Below are 14,585 nucleotides of genomic sequence, written 5' to 3'. Positions count from 1 at the left end.
CGATAATACGGCCGCTTGCTTACACGCCTGCCGGTTCGGCTTCTTTTACCGGTTTCGATACCACCCAAAGGCCAATAAACGTAAACAGGCCATTGAGCAGTAACCGCTCAAAACCAAATTTATACCCGCCAAACCAGGCCGCTGAGTTTTCATTGACAACGTAGGTCAACACCGGCGAGGCTAGGCAAATAAAGGGCACTACCCAATCCATAACCGGGCGTTTGTTCGACATACCAAAGGCATATAACCCCAGCAGCGGCCCGTAGGTGTAGCCCGCAATATCGAACACCGCCGTAATGACTTCCTTACTGTTCAACTGTCGGAAAATGATGATGACGATATAAAAAAGCACTGAGAAACCAATGTGAACGATTTGCTTGATGCGTGACCGTTCCGCTTCAGGGCGTTTCTCCACGTTCATAAAGTCGACACAAAAGGAGGTGGTCAGGGCTGTCAGGGCCGAGTCGGAACTGGCGTAGGTAGCCGCCGTGATACCCAGTAAAAACGTAATGCCCACCACCAGACCGAGGTGATTCAGGGCCAGTAGGGGATACAGATCGTCGGTACGGGTAGGAATGGTAATGCCTTCGCGCTGGGCAAAAACGTACAGCAAAACCCCCAGCGATAGAAACATGAAGTTGACAAAAACCAGGGTGATAGTGAACCAGAACATATTTTTCTGGGCTTCGCCGATGTTTTTGCAGGTCAGGTTTTTCTGCATCAAATCCTGATCCAGGCCCGTCATGACGATGGCGATAAAGGTTCCGGCAATAAACTGCTTGAAGAAATTTTTCGGGTCATTCGCATCCCAGAAAAAGACCTGCGACATCGGGCTGTTTTTGACCGTCTGCACCAGCCCGCTAAATGACAGTCCCAATTGCTGTGAAATCAGTATTATGGTCAATATCACGGCCGTAACCAGAAAAACCGTCTGGAGGGTATCCGTTACAATGATCGTTTTAACGCCCCCTTTAAAGGTGTACACCCAAATCAGGGCAATGGTAATCAGAACCGATACCTCGAATGGAACACCCAGGGCGTTGAACAACGCCAGTTGCAGTACCCCAACGGCTACGTAGAGCCGAACGGCCGAACCAACGGTTCGGGCCAGAATAAAGAAACCCGCCCCCGTCTTATACGACCAGAAACCAAAGCGCTGTTCGAGGTAGCCGTAAATAGAAATCAGGTTGAGTCGGTAATAAAGCGGCATCAGTACGGTTCCAATAACAATGTAGCCCACAATGTAGCCCAGTACGACCTGAAAGTAGGAAAAGCCGATGCTCCCCACCGCACCCGGCACCGAAATAAACGTGACCCCCGACAGCGACGTGCCAATCATGCCGAAGGCCACTAACCACCAGGGAGATTGCCGGTTAGCCGTAAAAAAAGTAGTGGTATCGGCACCCCGGGCCGTGTAAAAGGAAACAGCAATCAACAGGCCGAAATAGACGACTAAAATCACTAAGGCAAGGGTAGTGTTCATGCAGAATAAGGCAACTTTTCAGCCGCAAGTGGGGTTCTTATAAAGGCGATAATGACTTTTTTTAGTGGTCATTTTGCCGTAAATTTGCTAAGTAAACACGCTTTTATTTTCCATGCAACCTTTTGAAGAAAACGACTGGTCGACCGATGTTGATGTACTGGATGAAGTAGTCGAGACCGACGTTCATAACCTGGTGGTGTTCAACGATGATGTCAATAGCTTCGATCATGTAATCGCTACGCTGATCGACGTTTGTGCCCACACGCCCGAACAGGCCGAACAGTGTACGCTGCTGATTCACTACAAAGGCAAATGTTCCGTCAAAAACGGCTCCTGGGATGAACTGGTGCCCATGCGCAATGAAATCTGCCGTCGGGGTATTAATGCAGAAGTATTAAACTAAAGAGCGAAAGTGGTAAAGAGTGAAAGAGCGAAAGTTGATGCGTCAGCCGATTTCCGTTATGGCACTCTTTCCTTCTTCCACTCTTTCACTCTTTAATTAGGCGAATCCTTGGAATACCCCTCCAAACTCATAGAAGACGCGGTGAATGAAGTCTCGAAACTGCCGGGTATCGGAAAGAAAACGGCCCTCCGGCTGGTGCTGCACCTCCTCAAACGCGACGAAGATCAAACCGAAACGCTGGCCCGGAGTCTGACGGCTATGCGGACTAACGTCAAATACTGCCGGAAGTGTCACAACCTGTCCGACCATGATTTATGTACGATCTGCGCCAGTCATAAGCGCGACCAGTCGCTGATTTGTGTGGTGGAGGATACCCGCGATGTGCTGGCTATTGAAAACACCGCACAGTATAAAGGGCTTTATCATGTGCTGGGGGGCATCATCTCGCCGGTAGAGGGCGTTGGCCCCAGCGATTTGCAGATTGACTCGCTCATGACCCGGCTTGCCGGTTCGGAACGGGAACAGGTGCGGGAGATTATTCTGGCCATCAGCCCTACTATGGAAGGGGACACTACCGCATTCTACCTACAAAAGAGACTGAGACCTTTCAACCTCAAAATTTCTACCATTGCCCGGGGCGTCCCCATTGGTGGCGACCTCGAATACGCCGACGAAGTAACCCTTGGGCGAAGTATCCTGAGCCGGATTGCCTACGAATAAATTTCGTAACTAAGGCGGGTAAACGTCTGGTGCGAAAATCTCTTTTCGTTGCCTACCGAACATTAGCCCATACGGGCCGTTTCAGTAATAGACCGACGATACGGTTGTCAATGATTTTTCGTTTCCCAAAACCAACACGCACATGAATCGCTCTGAATTTTTGAAACTAGCTTTTGGTACATCGGCCACCCTGTTAGCCTTCCGTTCTTTTGGCTCTTCGTCTTTTGCCGCCGATGGTAACTTCACGCTGGCTCCACTGCCGTACGCCTATGATGCCCTCGAACCATCCATCGACAAAATGACGATGGAAATTCACCACGACAAGCATCATCAGGGCTACGTGACGAACCTGAACAAGGCACTGGGCATGCCCGAAAACGAGAAGATGGCGAAGATGAGCATCGACGAAATCGTTAAAAGTGTCGATGCCAAAACATCTGCGGCCATTCGGAATAATGCCGGTGGGCACTGGAACCACACGTTTTTCTGGAATATCATGGGACCCAACGCCGGTGGTGCACCAAAAGGGGCACTGGCCGATGCCATCAATAAGAAGTTCGGCTCGTTCGATGCCTTCAAAACGGAGTTCAGCAAAGCCGCCACGGGCCGTTTTGGTTCAGGCTGGGCGTGGCTCATTAAAAATGGTAATGACCTCGAAATCATATCGACCCCCAATCAGGATAATCCGATGATGGCGCTGGCCGAGAAAAAAGGAACCCCCATCATGGGTATCGACGTTTGGGAACACGCCTATTACCTGAAATACCAGAACAAACGCGCTGATTATATCAATGCGTTCTGGAACGTAGTCGACTGGAATAAAGTAGGGAAAAACTTTTCCTGATCGAATAGGTAAAAAACCAAGCCGGTCCGCCAATACAGGGTAGTACCCTGCATTGGCGGACCGGCTTTTTCGTTATATCGGTACTTTTAAACGGCATCATCTCTTATCAGGACAGGACAAGTTTGTCAATAGGTCCAGCGGACCATCATCTTTGTAGAAAAGAAGTGCAGTCGGTTTGTTTTAGCTCCATCGGAGCGGTATCTTGCTTTAAGATACCGCTCCGATGGAGCTAAAAAACGGATCACCCAGCCACTACTACAGAGATAACGGCCCACCGGGCCTGTGGATTGACAAACTCGGCCTACACCCTCTCTTATCAGGGCAGGAGTGCTTTTATTTGTGTGTCGATAGTGGCCGCCTTGTTTTTGGCTTCTTCCAGCGGTAACCCTGCGTTCATGCCGGGGCGTTTATGGCCTGTTGCTGTCAGCCAGGCATCTTTCATCAGGGTTTGTTGGTCGGTAATGAGTTTGATGAGTTGAGCCGCATTTGGTACCGAAGCCATTGCAGCTTTGAGGTCCGGTACTGAGGCAACGGCTTTCGCACCCAGGCCAAGCAGGATAGCTCTGGCCATGATCCAGTGCCCCACATCGCCCGGATGTACCCCGTCTTCGGCCAGGGCAAACCCGGTGATCATGTAGGTCGAATCCACTTTTCGGTGCGCATCCAGCAAGGCCTTCATCGGGTAGTGAACATCGATTACCCGCCAGTTTCTGGCCGTTTTCTGCTCAAGCAACCAGTCCGAATACCGGTCGAGGACGGCACCGTACCCCGGTTGCCCACCCTTCAGGTCATCATAAACCGGTGGTGTAAGATGAACGATTGCGGCCCCAGTTTTCACCACCTCATTGTGGAGCCACTCGATACCGTCTTTAAATGGCTGGAAACGGGTCTCATCGAACGGCAGGTAAATGCCGTCGTTCATGCCATAACCGGCAAAAACCAGGTCGGGTTTGGTTTGCGCGAGCACCCGCCCCAGCCGCTCGTGCAGGTCGGGGCGGGGAAATTTACCACCGGCATGGCCTTCTTCGGAAAGCCCCGAAACCGTTTCGCTCGGTAATCCGACATTGATAAACTCGATGGGCTGGTTTGGGTAGTGCGACCGGTAGTAAATGTCGATGGCGGTGACGTATTTTCCGGCATAGGTGATGCTGTTACCCAGAAACACAATCCGTTTGACCGTAGGGGGAAACAGCGATTGGCCGTAACAATGACGACTTGATTGTGCCAGGTAAAAAAACAGGAGCAAGTGGGCAGTATATCGAAAAAAATGGACCATACTATAACCGTTGATTTCGCTGGAGAAAGACCCTGTTCCGGAACTATCTACCCTTCGCTATGTCCACCCCGGCAATCGAATGGACCAACTGCATGAGGCAGAATATGCTTTCTGGAGCCAGACAACGAGCTTGCTGCCTGGTTGAATTACCCAAAAAAAGCGAATCGCTGCGTTTGGGTAATCTTTTGTATTTTTGCCTAAATTGAGTATCAACAATGGCTACAGAGGAATTATATAACGAAATACCGTCACTGGATCTGGCAGATTTTACGTCCGGTGACCCCGACAGAAAAGCGCGCTTCGTGCAGGACCTGGGCCGGGCTTTTAATCAAATTGGTTTTGTGGCTATCCGCAACCACGGCCTGACGGAAGAACTGACGAAGAAACTCTATTCGTCGGCGCAGGCTTTTTTCTCCTCGCCCGACAGCGTTAAGCAGCAGTACGAGCACCCGGAACTGAACGGGCAGCGCGGCTACATTGGCAAAGGAAAGGAAACCGCCAAAGGATTTAAAGTGGCCGATCTGAAAGAGTTCTACCACATTGGGCAACCGGAGCCGGAAGGGGACATGCCCGCCAATATTCTGCCCGAAGAATACCCCGAATTCGGGGAAGCAACCGTAACGGCGTACCGAACCCTCGAAAACGCCGGGAAACAACTCCTGCGGGCCATTGCGCTATACCTTGAACTGCCCGAAAATTACTTCGACGATAAAGTTCGTAATGGCGACAGCATTCTGCGGGCGTTGCATTACTTCCCCCTCGACCCCGACAAAACGCCCGACGGAGCCGTTCGGGCGGCTGCGCACGGCGACATTAACCTAATTACGCTGCTGATGGGTGCTTCGGCCGATGGGCTGGAAGTGCTCCGGCGCGATGGCAAATGGATTGGCATTACCGCCCTGCCCGATCAGGTAGTGGTGAACGTGGGCGATATGCTTGACCGGCTCACCAACCACAAACTGAAGTCGACCATTCACCAGGTGGTGAACCCACCGCGGGAGAAGATGAACCAGTCGCGGTATTCGATCCCCTTCTTTATGCATCCCCGCGCCGAGATGAACCTGAGCTGTCTGGATAGTTGCGTGGACACCCAGCACCCAAAACTGTATGTCGACATGACCGCCGGGGCATTTCTGGATGAGCGACTGATGGAACTGGGGCTTAAGAAAAAGTAGTCATTAATGGTTATTTAGTAGTCATTGGTTGTCATTTCATTGTATTGATGGTTATTTTTTGGTCAATATGTGGTTTATGTATGTTAGAGCGACTCACATACGACCTGGAATGACCATTGAATGACAACCAATGACCAGGAATGATACCTAAATGACCTAAAGTAGTATGCTGCCCTACTTAACGACTGCCCAGCCCGTACGCCGAATCCGGTATTTCATCTTCCTGAAAGATGTACTGATTCTTGCGCTTACCACGTTCGGCGGGCCGCAGGTACACCTGGCCATGTTTTATGAACGACTGGTTCAGAAACGACGCTATCTGACCGAAGAGGAACTGCTGGAACTGAACGCACTGGGGCAGGTGCTGCCGGGGCCAACCTCCACACAGACGATCACGGCTTTGGGGTTTAAAATCGGTGGCCCCAACCTCGCTTACCTTACCCTGCTCATCTGGGTGTTGCCCGCCGTTAGTGTAATGACGGCAGCCGGGATGGGGATTTACTACCTGGAAAAACACCAGTTGTCTCTGCAATTTACCCGGTTCATTCAGCCCATGGCCGTTGGGTTTATGGTCGTGGCCGGGTACCGAATCGGGCAGAAGGTTATCAAAGACAAAATAACACTGGCCCTGGCCCTGACTGCCACGCTCGTGGCCTATCTGTTCCGGTCGCCGTTTATGACTCCCTTCGTTATTGCGGCCGGTGGTTTGATTACGGCCCTGACCTATCAGAAACAGAAACGGATGGAGAAGCAGCCCCTGCGTGTGCAGTGGGCTAATTTTTTTCTATGGCTGGGCGTGTTCATCGGGGCGGCTTTACTGGGAGCCTACACGCAGTTGCTGCCTGTGCGGCTGTTCGAGAACTTCTACCGGAACGGCAGTTTCGTATTTGGGGGCGGGCAGGTGCTGACCCCCATGCTGTATAACGAATTTGTGGCGTTTAAGCACTACCTCACCCGCGAGGAGTTTCTGTCGGGGCTGGGGCTGGTTCAGGCCATGCCCGGCCCCGTATTTTCCTTTGCTTCGTACATTGGCGCACTCTCCCTGCGGGACATGGGCATGCAGGGGCAGTTCTGGGGTAGTGTGGTATCTACCGCCGGTATTTTCCTGCCCGGTACGTTCCTTATTTTCTTTGTGTACCGGTTTTGGGAGCAACTCAAACGCTACCGCGTGGTACGGGCTTCCCTGAGTGGTATCAACGCGGCCAGTACCGGTTTAACGGCTGCTGCGGCCATCGCCCTGTTCGAGCCAATGGCCCCGCACTGGCCATCGGTCGTCGTTGTATTGCTTACCATGGGGGTATTACTGTACACGAAAATTCCTCCCTACGCGCTGATTCTGGTTGGATTAGTCGCTGGCGTGTTGCTATGAAAAAAACTTACTAATTGCTCTATGAACTCTTTTTCTGACCTGTTGATGAATACCCTGGTGCTGGCTACCCGTGTAAGGATGCCCTTTATCGGTTGCCTGACAATGGTTCTTGTGCTGACCAGTTATGCCGGTTTCAGTCAGAACCGGGCCGTCACATCGCCCCGCTCCGAAACGGGGGCGCCTGTTGAAACGCGGCCAACGATGGCGAAGGATCAGCGACCTGCTTTTCCGGGGCAAACAAGGATTGGCAGCATAAAATCAACGACGACATTTACCGTGACGACCGTGGCCAGCGGGCTGGTTCAACCCTGGGGGCTGGTATTTCTGCCCGATGGCCGGATGCTGGTGACGGAAAAAAGAGGAACGATGCGCATCGTGACACAGCAGGGGGTGGTGGGGAAAGAAATTGCCGGTGTTCCCGCCGTTCGCGCTGAAGGTGATGGTGGGTTATACGACGTTAAACTCGACCCGGACTTTGCTACGACCCGGCAGGTTTTCTGGTGCTATGTAGAGCCCGTTGCGGGCGGTAGCGTTACCTCCGTAGCCCGCGCCCGCCTGTCGACCGACGAAACGAAACTGGAAAATGTGCAGGTTATTTACCGCGCATCGCCCGTATACAGTGGTCCTAACCACAATGGCTCCCGGATGCTGTTCGACGCGCAGGGACGTCTGTACGTTACCTTCGGGGAGCGATTCGACGACGAAATTCGCAAGAAAGCACAGGCACTCGATTCGTCGCTGGGAAAAATAATCCGAATTAATAAAGACGGAACGGCTGCTGCCGATAATCCTTATAGGACAACGGCCAATGGTAATCCGAAAGCCCTGCCCGAAATCTGGTCGATGGGCCACCGGAATCCGCAGGGACTGGCTTTCCACCCGCAAACCGGCGACCTCTGGGAAAGTGAACACGGTCCCAACGCGGGGGATGAACTCAACATTATTCGTCCGGGTGCTGATTACGGCTGGCCCTTTATTGCCTACGGCATCGAATACAGTGGCGAACCGGTAAACGGGGGCAAAACAATGCAGGAAGGCATGGAACAGCCGGTCTATTACTGGGACCCATCCATTGCCCCCAGTGGTATTATGTTTTATACGGGTACCATGTTTCCCGAATGGAAAAACAACCTGTTCGTAGCCGCCCTCCGGGGTATGCACCTGGACCGGCTGGTGATTGAGAACAACCGGGTAGTAGGAGAGGAGCAGTTACTGGTCGATCAGAAACAGCGGATGCGCTACGTGACGCAGGCCGCTGACGGGTCTATCTACCTCATTACCGATGATGCACAGGGTCGTATTCTCCGCATCAGCCGGTAAGGGAGGTTGACTCAACAGCCGGGTACTTTGATGAAAAAAGAGCAGGACATTGCGTGCTGCTCTTTTTTGTTGAGGATGAGGTATTTATGCAGGTATAGCAGCAGTTACGGACGAAGATATTCCTCGCCAGCCTCGTTAAAAAATGGCTTGCCGAAACCTGATAGACGCTAACATCATTATAGAACCGACCCCAATGGCTTTAGTAGATGGATAGCGGCTTTAGTAGCCCGCTTCCTTAGCCAGTTCGTACTTGCATGGACCCTCTGATTCAGACGCGAAGAACATTTGTCCGGAATGCCGCCCTCAGTAGTATAATGTTGACTACGCCCCGCCTTGACTGGCTGACTATTGACCCGGTTGAAACGGGTAAACGGGTTGGTATGATCGGACTGGATACGTCCCACAGTACGGCCTTCGTGAAGGTGCTCAACAGTGCCGGAGCCAGTGCCGACTACAAAGGGTATAAAGTTGTGGCGGCTTATCCGTATGGTAGCCGGGATATTGAAAGCAGCGCGAAACGGATACCAGGCTACACGGAGGAAGTGGAAAAGCAGGGGGTTGCCATCGTGAATTCGATTGATGAACTGCTCAAAAACGTGGACGTTGTCCTCCTGGAAACCAATGACGGACGGCTGCACCGGGAACAGGTCATGCCCGTGCTGAAAGCCGGAAAACGTGTGTTTATCGACAAACCCATGGCCGCTTCGCTGGCCGACGTTGTCGCTATTTTTGACGCGTCAGGAAGCTATAAAATTCCCCTCTTTTCGGCGTCGTCCCTTCGGTACATCACCGGCATGGCGGGTATTGATAAAAGCCATGTTCTGGGGGCCGATACGTTTAGTCCGGCGGTGCTGGAAAAAACGCATCCCGATCTGTTCTGGTACGGTATTCACGGAGTTGAAGCGCTCTATGCCGCCATGGGAACGGGTTGCCAGTCGGTGGTGCGGACGCATACGGACAGCACGGATGTCGTAACGGGAACCTGGGCCGACGGGCGAATCGGTACCTTCCGGGGAACCCGAACGGGCAAGCACGACTACGGTGGAACGGTTTACCTGACATCCGGCAACGTCCGGCTGGGGCCCTACAATGGCTACGAGCCGCTGCTGACGGAAATCATCAGGTACTTCGAAACCGGCATCCCGCCCGTATCGCCCGAAGAAACCATTGAGCTGTTTGCGTTCATGGAAGCCGCCGACGAAAGTAAACGGCGCGGTGGTGCCTCTGTGACTCTGGCCAGCGTATTCGAAAAAGTAAAAAAGTAAGCCCCTGACCAGATAGAAAACGATAATCTCTATGGATACTCCCCAATCGACCAGCCCCGACAATGCCCGCCGGACGTTCATCAAAAAAACGATTACGGCTACCGCTGTGCTGTCGGCAGGAGGGGTGCTGCCCGGTTTTAGTGCCCGGAGTTACGCACGTATTCTGGGCGCCAACGAAAAGGTTCGGGTGGGCATGATGGGCGTCAACAGCCGGGGACTGGCACTGGCCGGTAACTTCGCCCTTCAGCCCAACTGTGAAGTCATCTCCGTTTCGGATGTGGATAGTCGGGCGGCTGATAAATGCCTGGCAACAGTAGAACGTATTCAGCAGTCGAAGCCGAAAAATCAACCCGATTTCCGGAAGGCGCTGGAGGATAAGGACCTGGACGCGCTGGTGATTGCCGCCCCCGACCACTGGCACGCACCGGCCGCCATCCTCGCGTCTAAAGCCGGGAAGCACGTTTACCTCGAAAAGCCGTGTAGTCATAACCCCCACGAGGGTGAACTGCTGGTGGCGGTCGCGAAGAACTATAAGAACGTGATTCAGATGGGCAATCAGCGCCGGTCGTGGCCCAATGTGGCACAGGCTATTCAGGAAGTCCACAGCGGGGCCATCGGTCGGCCTTACTTTGTGAAGGGCTGGTACACCAACAACCGGCCATCGATTGGTATTGGTAAAGAAGCCCCCGTACCGGCCTGGCTGAATTACGACCTGTGGCAGGGCCCCGCACCCCGGCGGGCCTTCAAAGACAATATCCTGCATTACAACTGGCACTGGTTCTGGCACTGGGGCACCGGCGAAGCCCTCAATAACGGCACCCATATGCTCGACCTGATGCGCTGGGGCCTGGGCGTAACCTATCCCACCAAAGTCACATCGTCCGGTGGGCGTTACCGCTACAAGGACGACTGGCAAACGCCCGACACGCAGGTAATCAGTCTGGAGTTTCCCAACAACACAGCCATGACGTGGGAGGGGCGAAGCTGCAATGGACGCACCGTGGAGGGCACCAGTGTTGGGGTAATCTTTTACGGGGAGACGGGTTCGGTCCTTATCGAATCGGGTAACTCGTACAAAGTGTTCGACCTGGAAAATAAACTGGTCAAGGCTGTGAAAAATGATCTCGTCATCGACCCCCGCAATCGGATGGACCCCTCGCAGGCGCTGGACGCGATCCACATCCAGAACTTCTTCGACGGAATCAAGGAAGGGACGGCCCTGGCTTCCGATATTGTGGGCGGTCATCAGAGTACGCTGCTGGCACAGTTGGGAAACATTGCCCTGCGCTCCGGCGGTATGCTGACCATCGACCCCGCCAACGGCCACATCAAAAACAACCCGGAAGCCCAAAAACTCTGGCAACGGGACTACCAGAAAGGCTGGGAACCTACCGTCTAAAGTCTGTAATGTACTATGAAAGCAGCTGCGATACCCATTGATGCCAGTAACCTTACCCGTCGGGATACACTGGTATCCATCGGGCTCATCGGGATTATGTTTTTTATATTCGGTTTCGTGTCGTGGGTCAATTCAATCCTGATTCCGTACTTTAAAATAGCCTGCGAACTGACCAGTTTTCAGGCTTATCTGGTGGCCTTTGCCTTTTACATCGCCTACTTCATCATGTCGGTGCCGGCCTCCTACCTGCTCAAAGCGGTCGGGTTCAAAAAAGGGATGATGATCGGTTTCTGGGTGATGGCGCTGGGGGCATTTATTTTCATTCCCGCGGCCCAGACCCGCACTTATGGCTTTTTTCTGATGGGGTTGTTTACCATTGGCATCGGATTGTCTATTCTGCAAACGGCCGCCAACCCGTATATTACCATTCTGGGGCCGCAGGAACGGGCTGCCCAGCGAATCAGCCTCATGGGTATCTGCAACAAGGCCGCTGGTATCCTGTCGCCACTGGTATTTGCCGCTGTTATCCTGCGCCCCACCGATACCGATTTATTCGCTCAACTGGGGAACATGGGACCAGCGGAACGGGGAGCGGCCCTGGACGAACTGGTGCGCCGGGTAATGCTGCCCTACGCCGTGCTGGGCACCTTTCTTCTGGTGCTGGGCTACCTGGTCTACCGATCACCCCTTCCCGAACTAAACACGGAACAGGAAAGCCCGGACGTGGCGACCGCTAACGCTCAAAAAACCAGCATTGTCCAGTTTCCGCACCTGGTGCTGGGAGCCATGGCCATCTTCCTGCACGTGGGTACACAAGTCATTGCCATCGACACCATTATCGGCTATGCCGGGTCGATGGGTATCAACCTGCTGGAGGCTAAAGTCTTTCCGTCATACACGCTGTTCTGCACCATTTGCGGCTACGTGCTGGGCATTATCGCCATTCCCCGTTTCATCAGTCAGGTCAATGCGTTGCGGATTTGTACCGGGCTGGGAACGCTGTTTACGCTGCTCATTATTTTTGCCCGTGGTCCGGTAACCCTGCTTGGCCACGCGGCCGATGTGTCCATCTGGTTTGTGGTACTGCTGGGGCTGGCCAACTCGTTAATATGGGCGGGTATCTGGCCGCTGGCGCTGGATGGGCTGGGGCGGTTTACCAAACTGGGGGCTTCTATCCTGATTATGGGGCTGTGCGGCAACGCCATTTTACCCCTGTTCTACGGGTACTTTGCCGACCGGTTCGACCTCCGAACGGCCTACTGGGTGCTGTTGCCCTGTTACCTGTACCTGGTTTTTTACGCCATTAAAGGCCATAAAGTACGGACATGGGGCTTCTGAAAATTACAAACGGCATACTCATCACACCCTACCGGCTTATTCGGGGGGGCACCCTGGTTATTCAGGATGGCCTTATTGTGGGCGTTCATGAGCGTGAGGTGGACGTGCCGGATGCCACGGAACTGGATGCGGGTGGCCGCTACATCGCTCCCGGCTTTATCGATATTCACGTGCATGGCGGTGGGGGCTGCGACTTTATGGATGGCACCGAAGCCGCTTTTCTGACCATCGCCGAATTGCACGCCCGCTACGGCACAACCTCGCTGGTGCCCACCACCCTCACGGCCGAAAAAGAGGATCTGTTCAAGACGCTGGATGCTTTTGAGCAGGCCCGCCGAAACAACCCCCGCGGGGCAAATCTCCTGGGTATGCACCTGGAAGGGCCTTATCTGGCGCAGAGTCAGCGGGGAGCGCAGGACCCACGGTACATCCGCAACCCCGACCCGCGGGAGTACGAAGAAATCCTGGCCTATTCATCGTCCATTGTGCGGTGGAGTGCCGCCCCGGAGTTACCCGGTGCCATTCCCTTTGGCCGACGGCTGCGGGAGAAAGGAATTCTGGCCGCCGTAGCCCATACCGACGCTATTTACGAAGAGGTACTGCTGGCTTACGAAGCGGGTTACTCGCTGGCAACGCACCTGTACTCGTGCATGTCGGGCGTGACGCGCCGGAACGCTTATCGCTATGCCGGGGTAGTCGAGAGTGCGTTTCTGCTGGATATGGATGTTGAAATCATTGCCGATGGGGTCCACCTACCTCCGCCGTTGCTCAAACTGGTGTACAAAATAAAAGGGGCCGACCGAACCGCGTTGATTACCGATGCCATGCGGGCTGCCGGTATGCCGGAAGGTGAAAGTACCCTCGGCTCGCAGAAAAACGGCCTGAAGGTGATTGTGGAAGACGGCGTGGCCAAGCTGCCCGACCGAACCGCTTTCGCCGGAAGCGTGGCCACCACAAACCGGCTCGTCCGCAACATGGTACAAATGGCCGATGTTTCCCTGCCGGATGCCGTTCGGATGGCCAGCACCACGCCCGCCCGCATCATGGGTGTCGACAATCGGAAAGGGACGCTGGCCGTGGGGAAAGATGCGGATATCGTTATTTTCGACGACCAGTTAACCATTCACTCGACCATTGTAGGGGGGGAACTAGTCCATTCAACTACCGATAAATACCAGGTAACCACATGACGTCAGCAATACCGGCTAACCAGCCATTCCAGGTTGACAAACTACAGGTCAACATAGCCAAAAACCGACCTGAATTAGGCCAGCTGGCCGCACGGGCCGTGGGGGATACAATCCGGGAATTGACCCGGAAACAATCATTTGTCAATATGATCTTTGCCTCGGCCCCGTCCCAGAATGAATTTCTGGATGCGCTGGTGCAGGAACATGACATTGACTGGCAGCGCGTTCGGGCGTTTCACATGGACGAATACCTCGGACTGCCCGACGATGCCCCGCAGAATTTCGGGCGCTACCTGAAACAGCGGCTTTTCGATAAAGTCTCCATAGGGGAGGTGTTTTACATCAACGGAAACGCCCCCGATCTGGAAACGGAACGACAGCGGTACAGCGCCCTGCTGGAACAATACCCCACGGATATGGTGTGCCTGGGTATCGGCGAAAATTGCCACATCGCCTTCAACGACCCCCACGTGGCCGATTTCAACGACCCCGACCTGGTGAAACCCGTGCAACTGGACCAGACGAGCCGGGTGCAGCAGGTACATGATGGTTGTTTTGCTTCGCTGGAGCAGGTACCGGAGCAGGCCCTGACCCTAACGATTCCGGCACTCATCCGGGCACCTCATCTGTTTTGCATGGTACCCGGTCGCCACAAGGCGCAGGCCATTTACCATACGCTGGTTGAGGCTATTTCGGAAAAATACCCGTCTACCTGCCTGCGGTCGCATCCCGATACGACCCTGTTTATCGATCAGGATAGTGCCAAACTATACTGGGAAAGCCGTTAGGTCTGGAAAGGTCCG

At 53.8% G+C, this 14,585-nt stretch carries 13 protein-coding genes; 11 read left to right on the top strand and 2 right to left on the bottom strand.

Annotation, left to right across the window (positions count from 1 at the left end):
* Nucleotides 1-19: 19 nt before the first annotated feature.
* Entirely contained in the window at nt 20-1,483 is a 1,464-nt protein-coding gene (locus B157_RS0107805; RefSeq protein WP_020602798.1) for a sodium:solute symporter, read from the bottom strand.
* Nucleotides 1,484-1,595: 112 nt separating this feature from the next.
* Here B157_RS0107805 and B157_RS0107800 point away from each other — a divergent pair, with 112 nt between their 5' ends.
* From B157_RS0107800 to B157_RS0107790, 3 genes are all read left to right on the top strand, one after another.
* Nucleotides 1,596-1,886 (top strand): ATP-dependent Clp protease adaptor ClpS, encoded by a 291-nt coding sequence (locus tag B157_RS0107800; protein WP_020602797.1) that lies wholly within the window; start codon nt 1,596-1,598, stop codon nt 1,884-1,886.
* 108 nt (nt 1,887-1,994) lie between these two features.
* On the top strand, nt 1,995-2,606 hold the full coding sequence (gene recR / locus B157_RS0107795; RefSeq protein ID WP_020602796.1) for a recombination mediator RecR: 612 nt from the start codon (nt 1,995-1,997) through the stop codon (nt 2,604-2,606).
* A gap of 142 nt (nt 2,607-2,748) precedes the next feature.
* On the top strand, nt 2,749-3,450 hold the full coding sequence (locus B157_RS0107790; RefSeq protein ID WP_020602795.1) for a superoxide dismutase: 702 nt from the start codon (nt 2,749-2,751) through the stop codon (nt 3,448-3,450).
* Between the two features lie 316 nt (nt 3,451-3,766).
* Here B157_RS0107790 and B157_RS0107785 read toward each other — a convergent pair whose 3' ends face one another.
* Complete coding sequence (locus B157_RS0107785) at nt 3,767-4,726, bottom strand: SGNH/GDSL hydrolase family protein (protein ID WP_020602794.1); 960 nt, start codon at nt 4,724-4,726, stop codon at nt 3,767-3,769.
* Nucleotides 4,727-4,941: 215 nt separating this feature from the next.
* On the opposite strand from B157_RS0107785, the gene B157_RS0107780 reads away from it, so the two are divergent.
* The 8 genes from B157_RS0107780 (at nt 4,942) to B157_RS0107745 (ending at nt 14,570) form a co-directional block, all read left to right on the top strand.
* On the top strand, nt 4,942-5,901 hold the full coding sequence (locus B157_RS0107780; protein ID WP_020602793.1) for an isopenicillin N synthase family dioxygenase: 960 nt from the start codon (nt 4,942-4,944) through the stop codon (nt 5,899-5,901).
* Between the two features lie 166 nt (nt 5,902-6,067).
* Nucleotides 6,068-7,270 (top strand): chromate efflux transporter, encoded by a 1,203-nt coding sequence (gene chrA / locus B157_RS0107775; protein WP_020602792.1) that lies wholly within the window; start codon nt 6,068-6,070, stop codon nt 7,268-7,270.
* 21 nt (nt 7,271-7,291) lie between these two features.
* Nucleotides 7,292-8,590 carry a PQQ-dependent sugar dehydrogenase gene (locus tag B157_RS0107770; RefSeq protein WP_020602791.1) on the top strand — a complete coding sequence of 433 codons (1,299 nt, stop codon included), beginning with the start codon at nt 7,292-7,294 and terminating at the stop codon, nt 8,588-8,590.
* Between the two features lie 254 nt (nt 8,591-8,844).
* Nucleotides 8,845-9,855, top strand: a complete 1,011-nt coding sequence (locus tag B157_RS0107765; protein ID WP_020602790.1) for a Gfo/Idh/MocA family protein — start codon at nt 8,845-8,847, stop codon at nt 9,853-9,855.
* A gap of 31 nt (nt 9,856-9,886) precedes the next feature.
* Nucleotides 9,887-11,254, top strand: coding sequence for a Gfo/Idh/MocA family protein (locus tag B157_RS0107760; protein ID WP_020602789.1), 1,368 nt, complete (start codon nt 9,887-9,889; stop codon nt 11,252-11,254).
* A 15-nt stretch (nt 11,255-11,269) separates the two neighbouring features.
* Nucleotides 11,270-12,592 (top strand): sugar MFS transporter, encoded by a 1,323-nt coding sequence (locus B157_RS0107755; RefSeq protein ID WP_020602788.1) that lies wholly within the window; start codon nt 11,270-11,272, stop codon nt 12,590-12,592.
* Complete coding sequence (gene nagA / locus B157_RS0107750; protein ID WP_020602787.1) at nt 12,580-13,782, top strand: N-acetylglucosamine-6-phosphate deacetylase; 1,203 nt, start codon at nt 12,580-12,582, stop codon at nt 13,780-13,782. The genes B157_RS0107755 and nagA overlap by 13 nt, the downstream gene beginning before the upstream one ends.
* Complete coding sequence (locus B157_RS0107745) at nt 13,779-14,570, top strand: glucosamine-6-phosphate deaminase (RefSeq protein WP_020602786.1); 792 nt, start codon at nt 13,779-13,781, stop codon at nt 14,568-14,570. The genes nagA and B157_RS0107745 overlap by 4 nt, the downstream gene beginning before the upstream one ends.
* Nucleotides 14,571-14,585 lie beyond the last annotated feature (15 nt).

The sequence above is a fragment of the Spirosoma spitsbergense DSM 19989 genome, from assembly GCF_000374085.1.
Classification (GTDB): domain Bacteria; phylum Bacteroidota; class Bacteroidia; order Cytophagales; family Spirosomataceae; genus Spirosoma; species Spirosoma spitsbergense.
Note: the sequence above shows the minus strand (reverse complement) of the source record. Positions and strands in the feature narration are given on the sequence as shown.

Coding starts and splice junctions, on each gene's coding strand:
- B157_RS0107805 (WP_020602798.1), bottom strand. CDS start 1,483: ATGAACACTACCCTTGCCTTAGTGATTTTAGTCGTCTATTTCGGCCTG.
- B157_RS0107800 (WP_020602797.1), top strand. CDS start 1,596: ATGCAACCTTTTGAAGAAAACGACTGGTCGACCGATGTTGATGTACTG.
- B157_RS0107790 (WP_020602795.1), top strand. CDS start 2,749: ATGAATCGCTCTGAATTTTTGAAACTAGCTTTTGGTACATCGGCCACC.
- B157_RS0107785 (WP_020602794.1), bottom strand. CDS start 4,726: ATGGTCCATTTTTTTCGATATACTGCCCACTTGCTCCTGTTTTTTTAC.
- B157_RS0107780 (WP_020602793.1), top strand. CDS start 4,942: ATGGCTACAGAGGAATTATATAACGAAATACCGTCACTGGATCTGGCA.
- chrA (WP_020602792.1), top strand. CDS start 6,068: ATGCTGCCCTACTTAACGACTGCCCAGCCCGTACGCCGAATCCGGTAT.
- B157_RS0107770 (WP_020602791.1), top strand. CDS start 7,292: ATGAACTCTTTTTCTGACCTGTTGATGAATACCCTGGTGCTGGCTACC.
- B157_RS0107765 (WP_020602790.1), top strand. CDS start 8,845: ATGGACCCTCTGATTCAGACGCGAAGAACATTTGTCCGGAATGCCGCC.
- B157_RS0107760 (WP_020602789.1), top strand. CDS start 9,887: ATGGATACTCCCCAATCGACCAGCCCCGACAATGCCCGCCGGACGTTC.
- B157_RS0107755 (WP_020602788.1), top strand. CDS start 11,270: ATGAAAGCAGCTGCGATACCCATTGATGCCAGTAACCTTACCCGTCGG.
- nagA (WP_020602787.1), top strand. CDS start 12,580: ATGGGGCTTCTGAAAATTACAAACGGCATACTCATCACACCCTACCGG.
- B157_RS0107745 (WP_020602786.1), top strand. CDS start 13,779: ATGACGTCAGCAATACCGGCTAACCAGCCATTCCAGGTTGACAAACTA.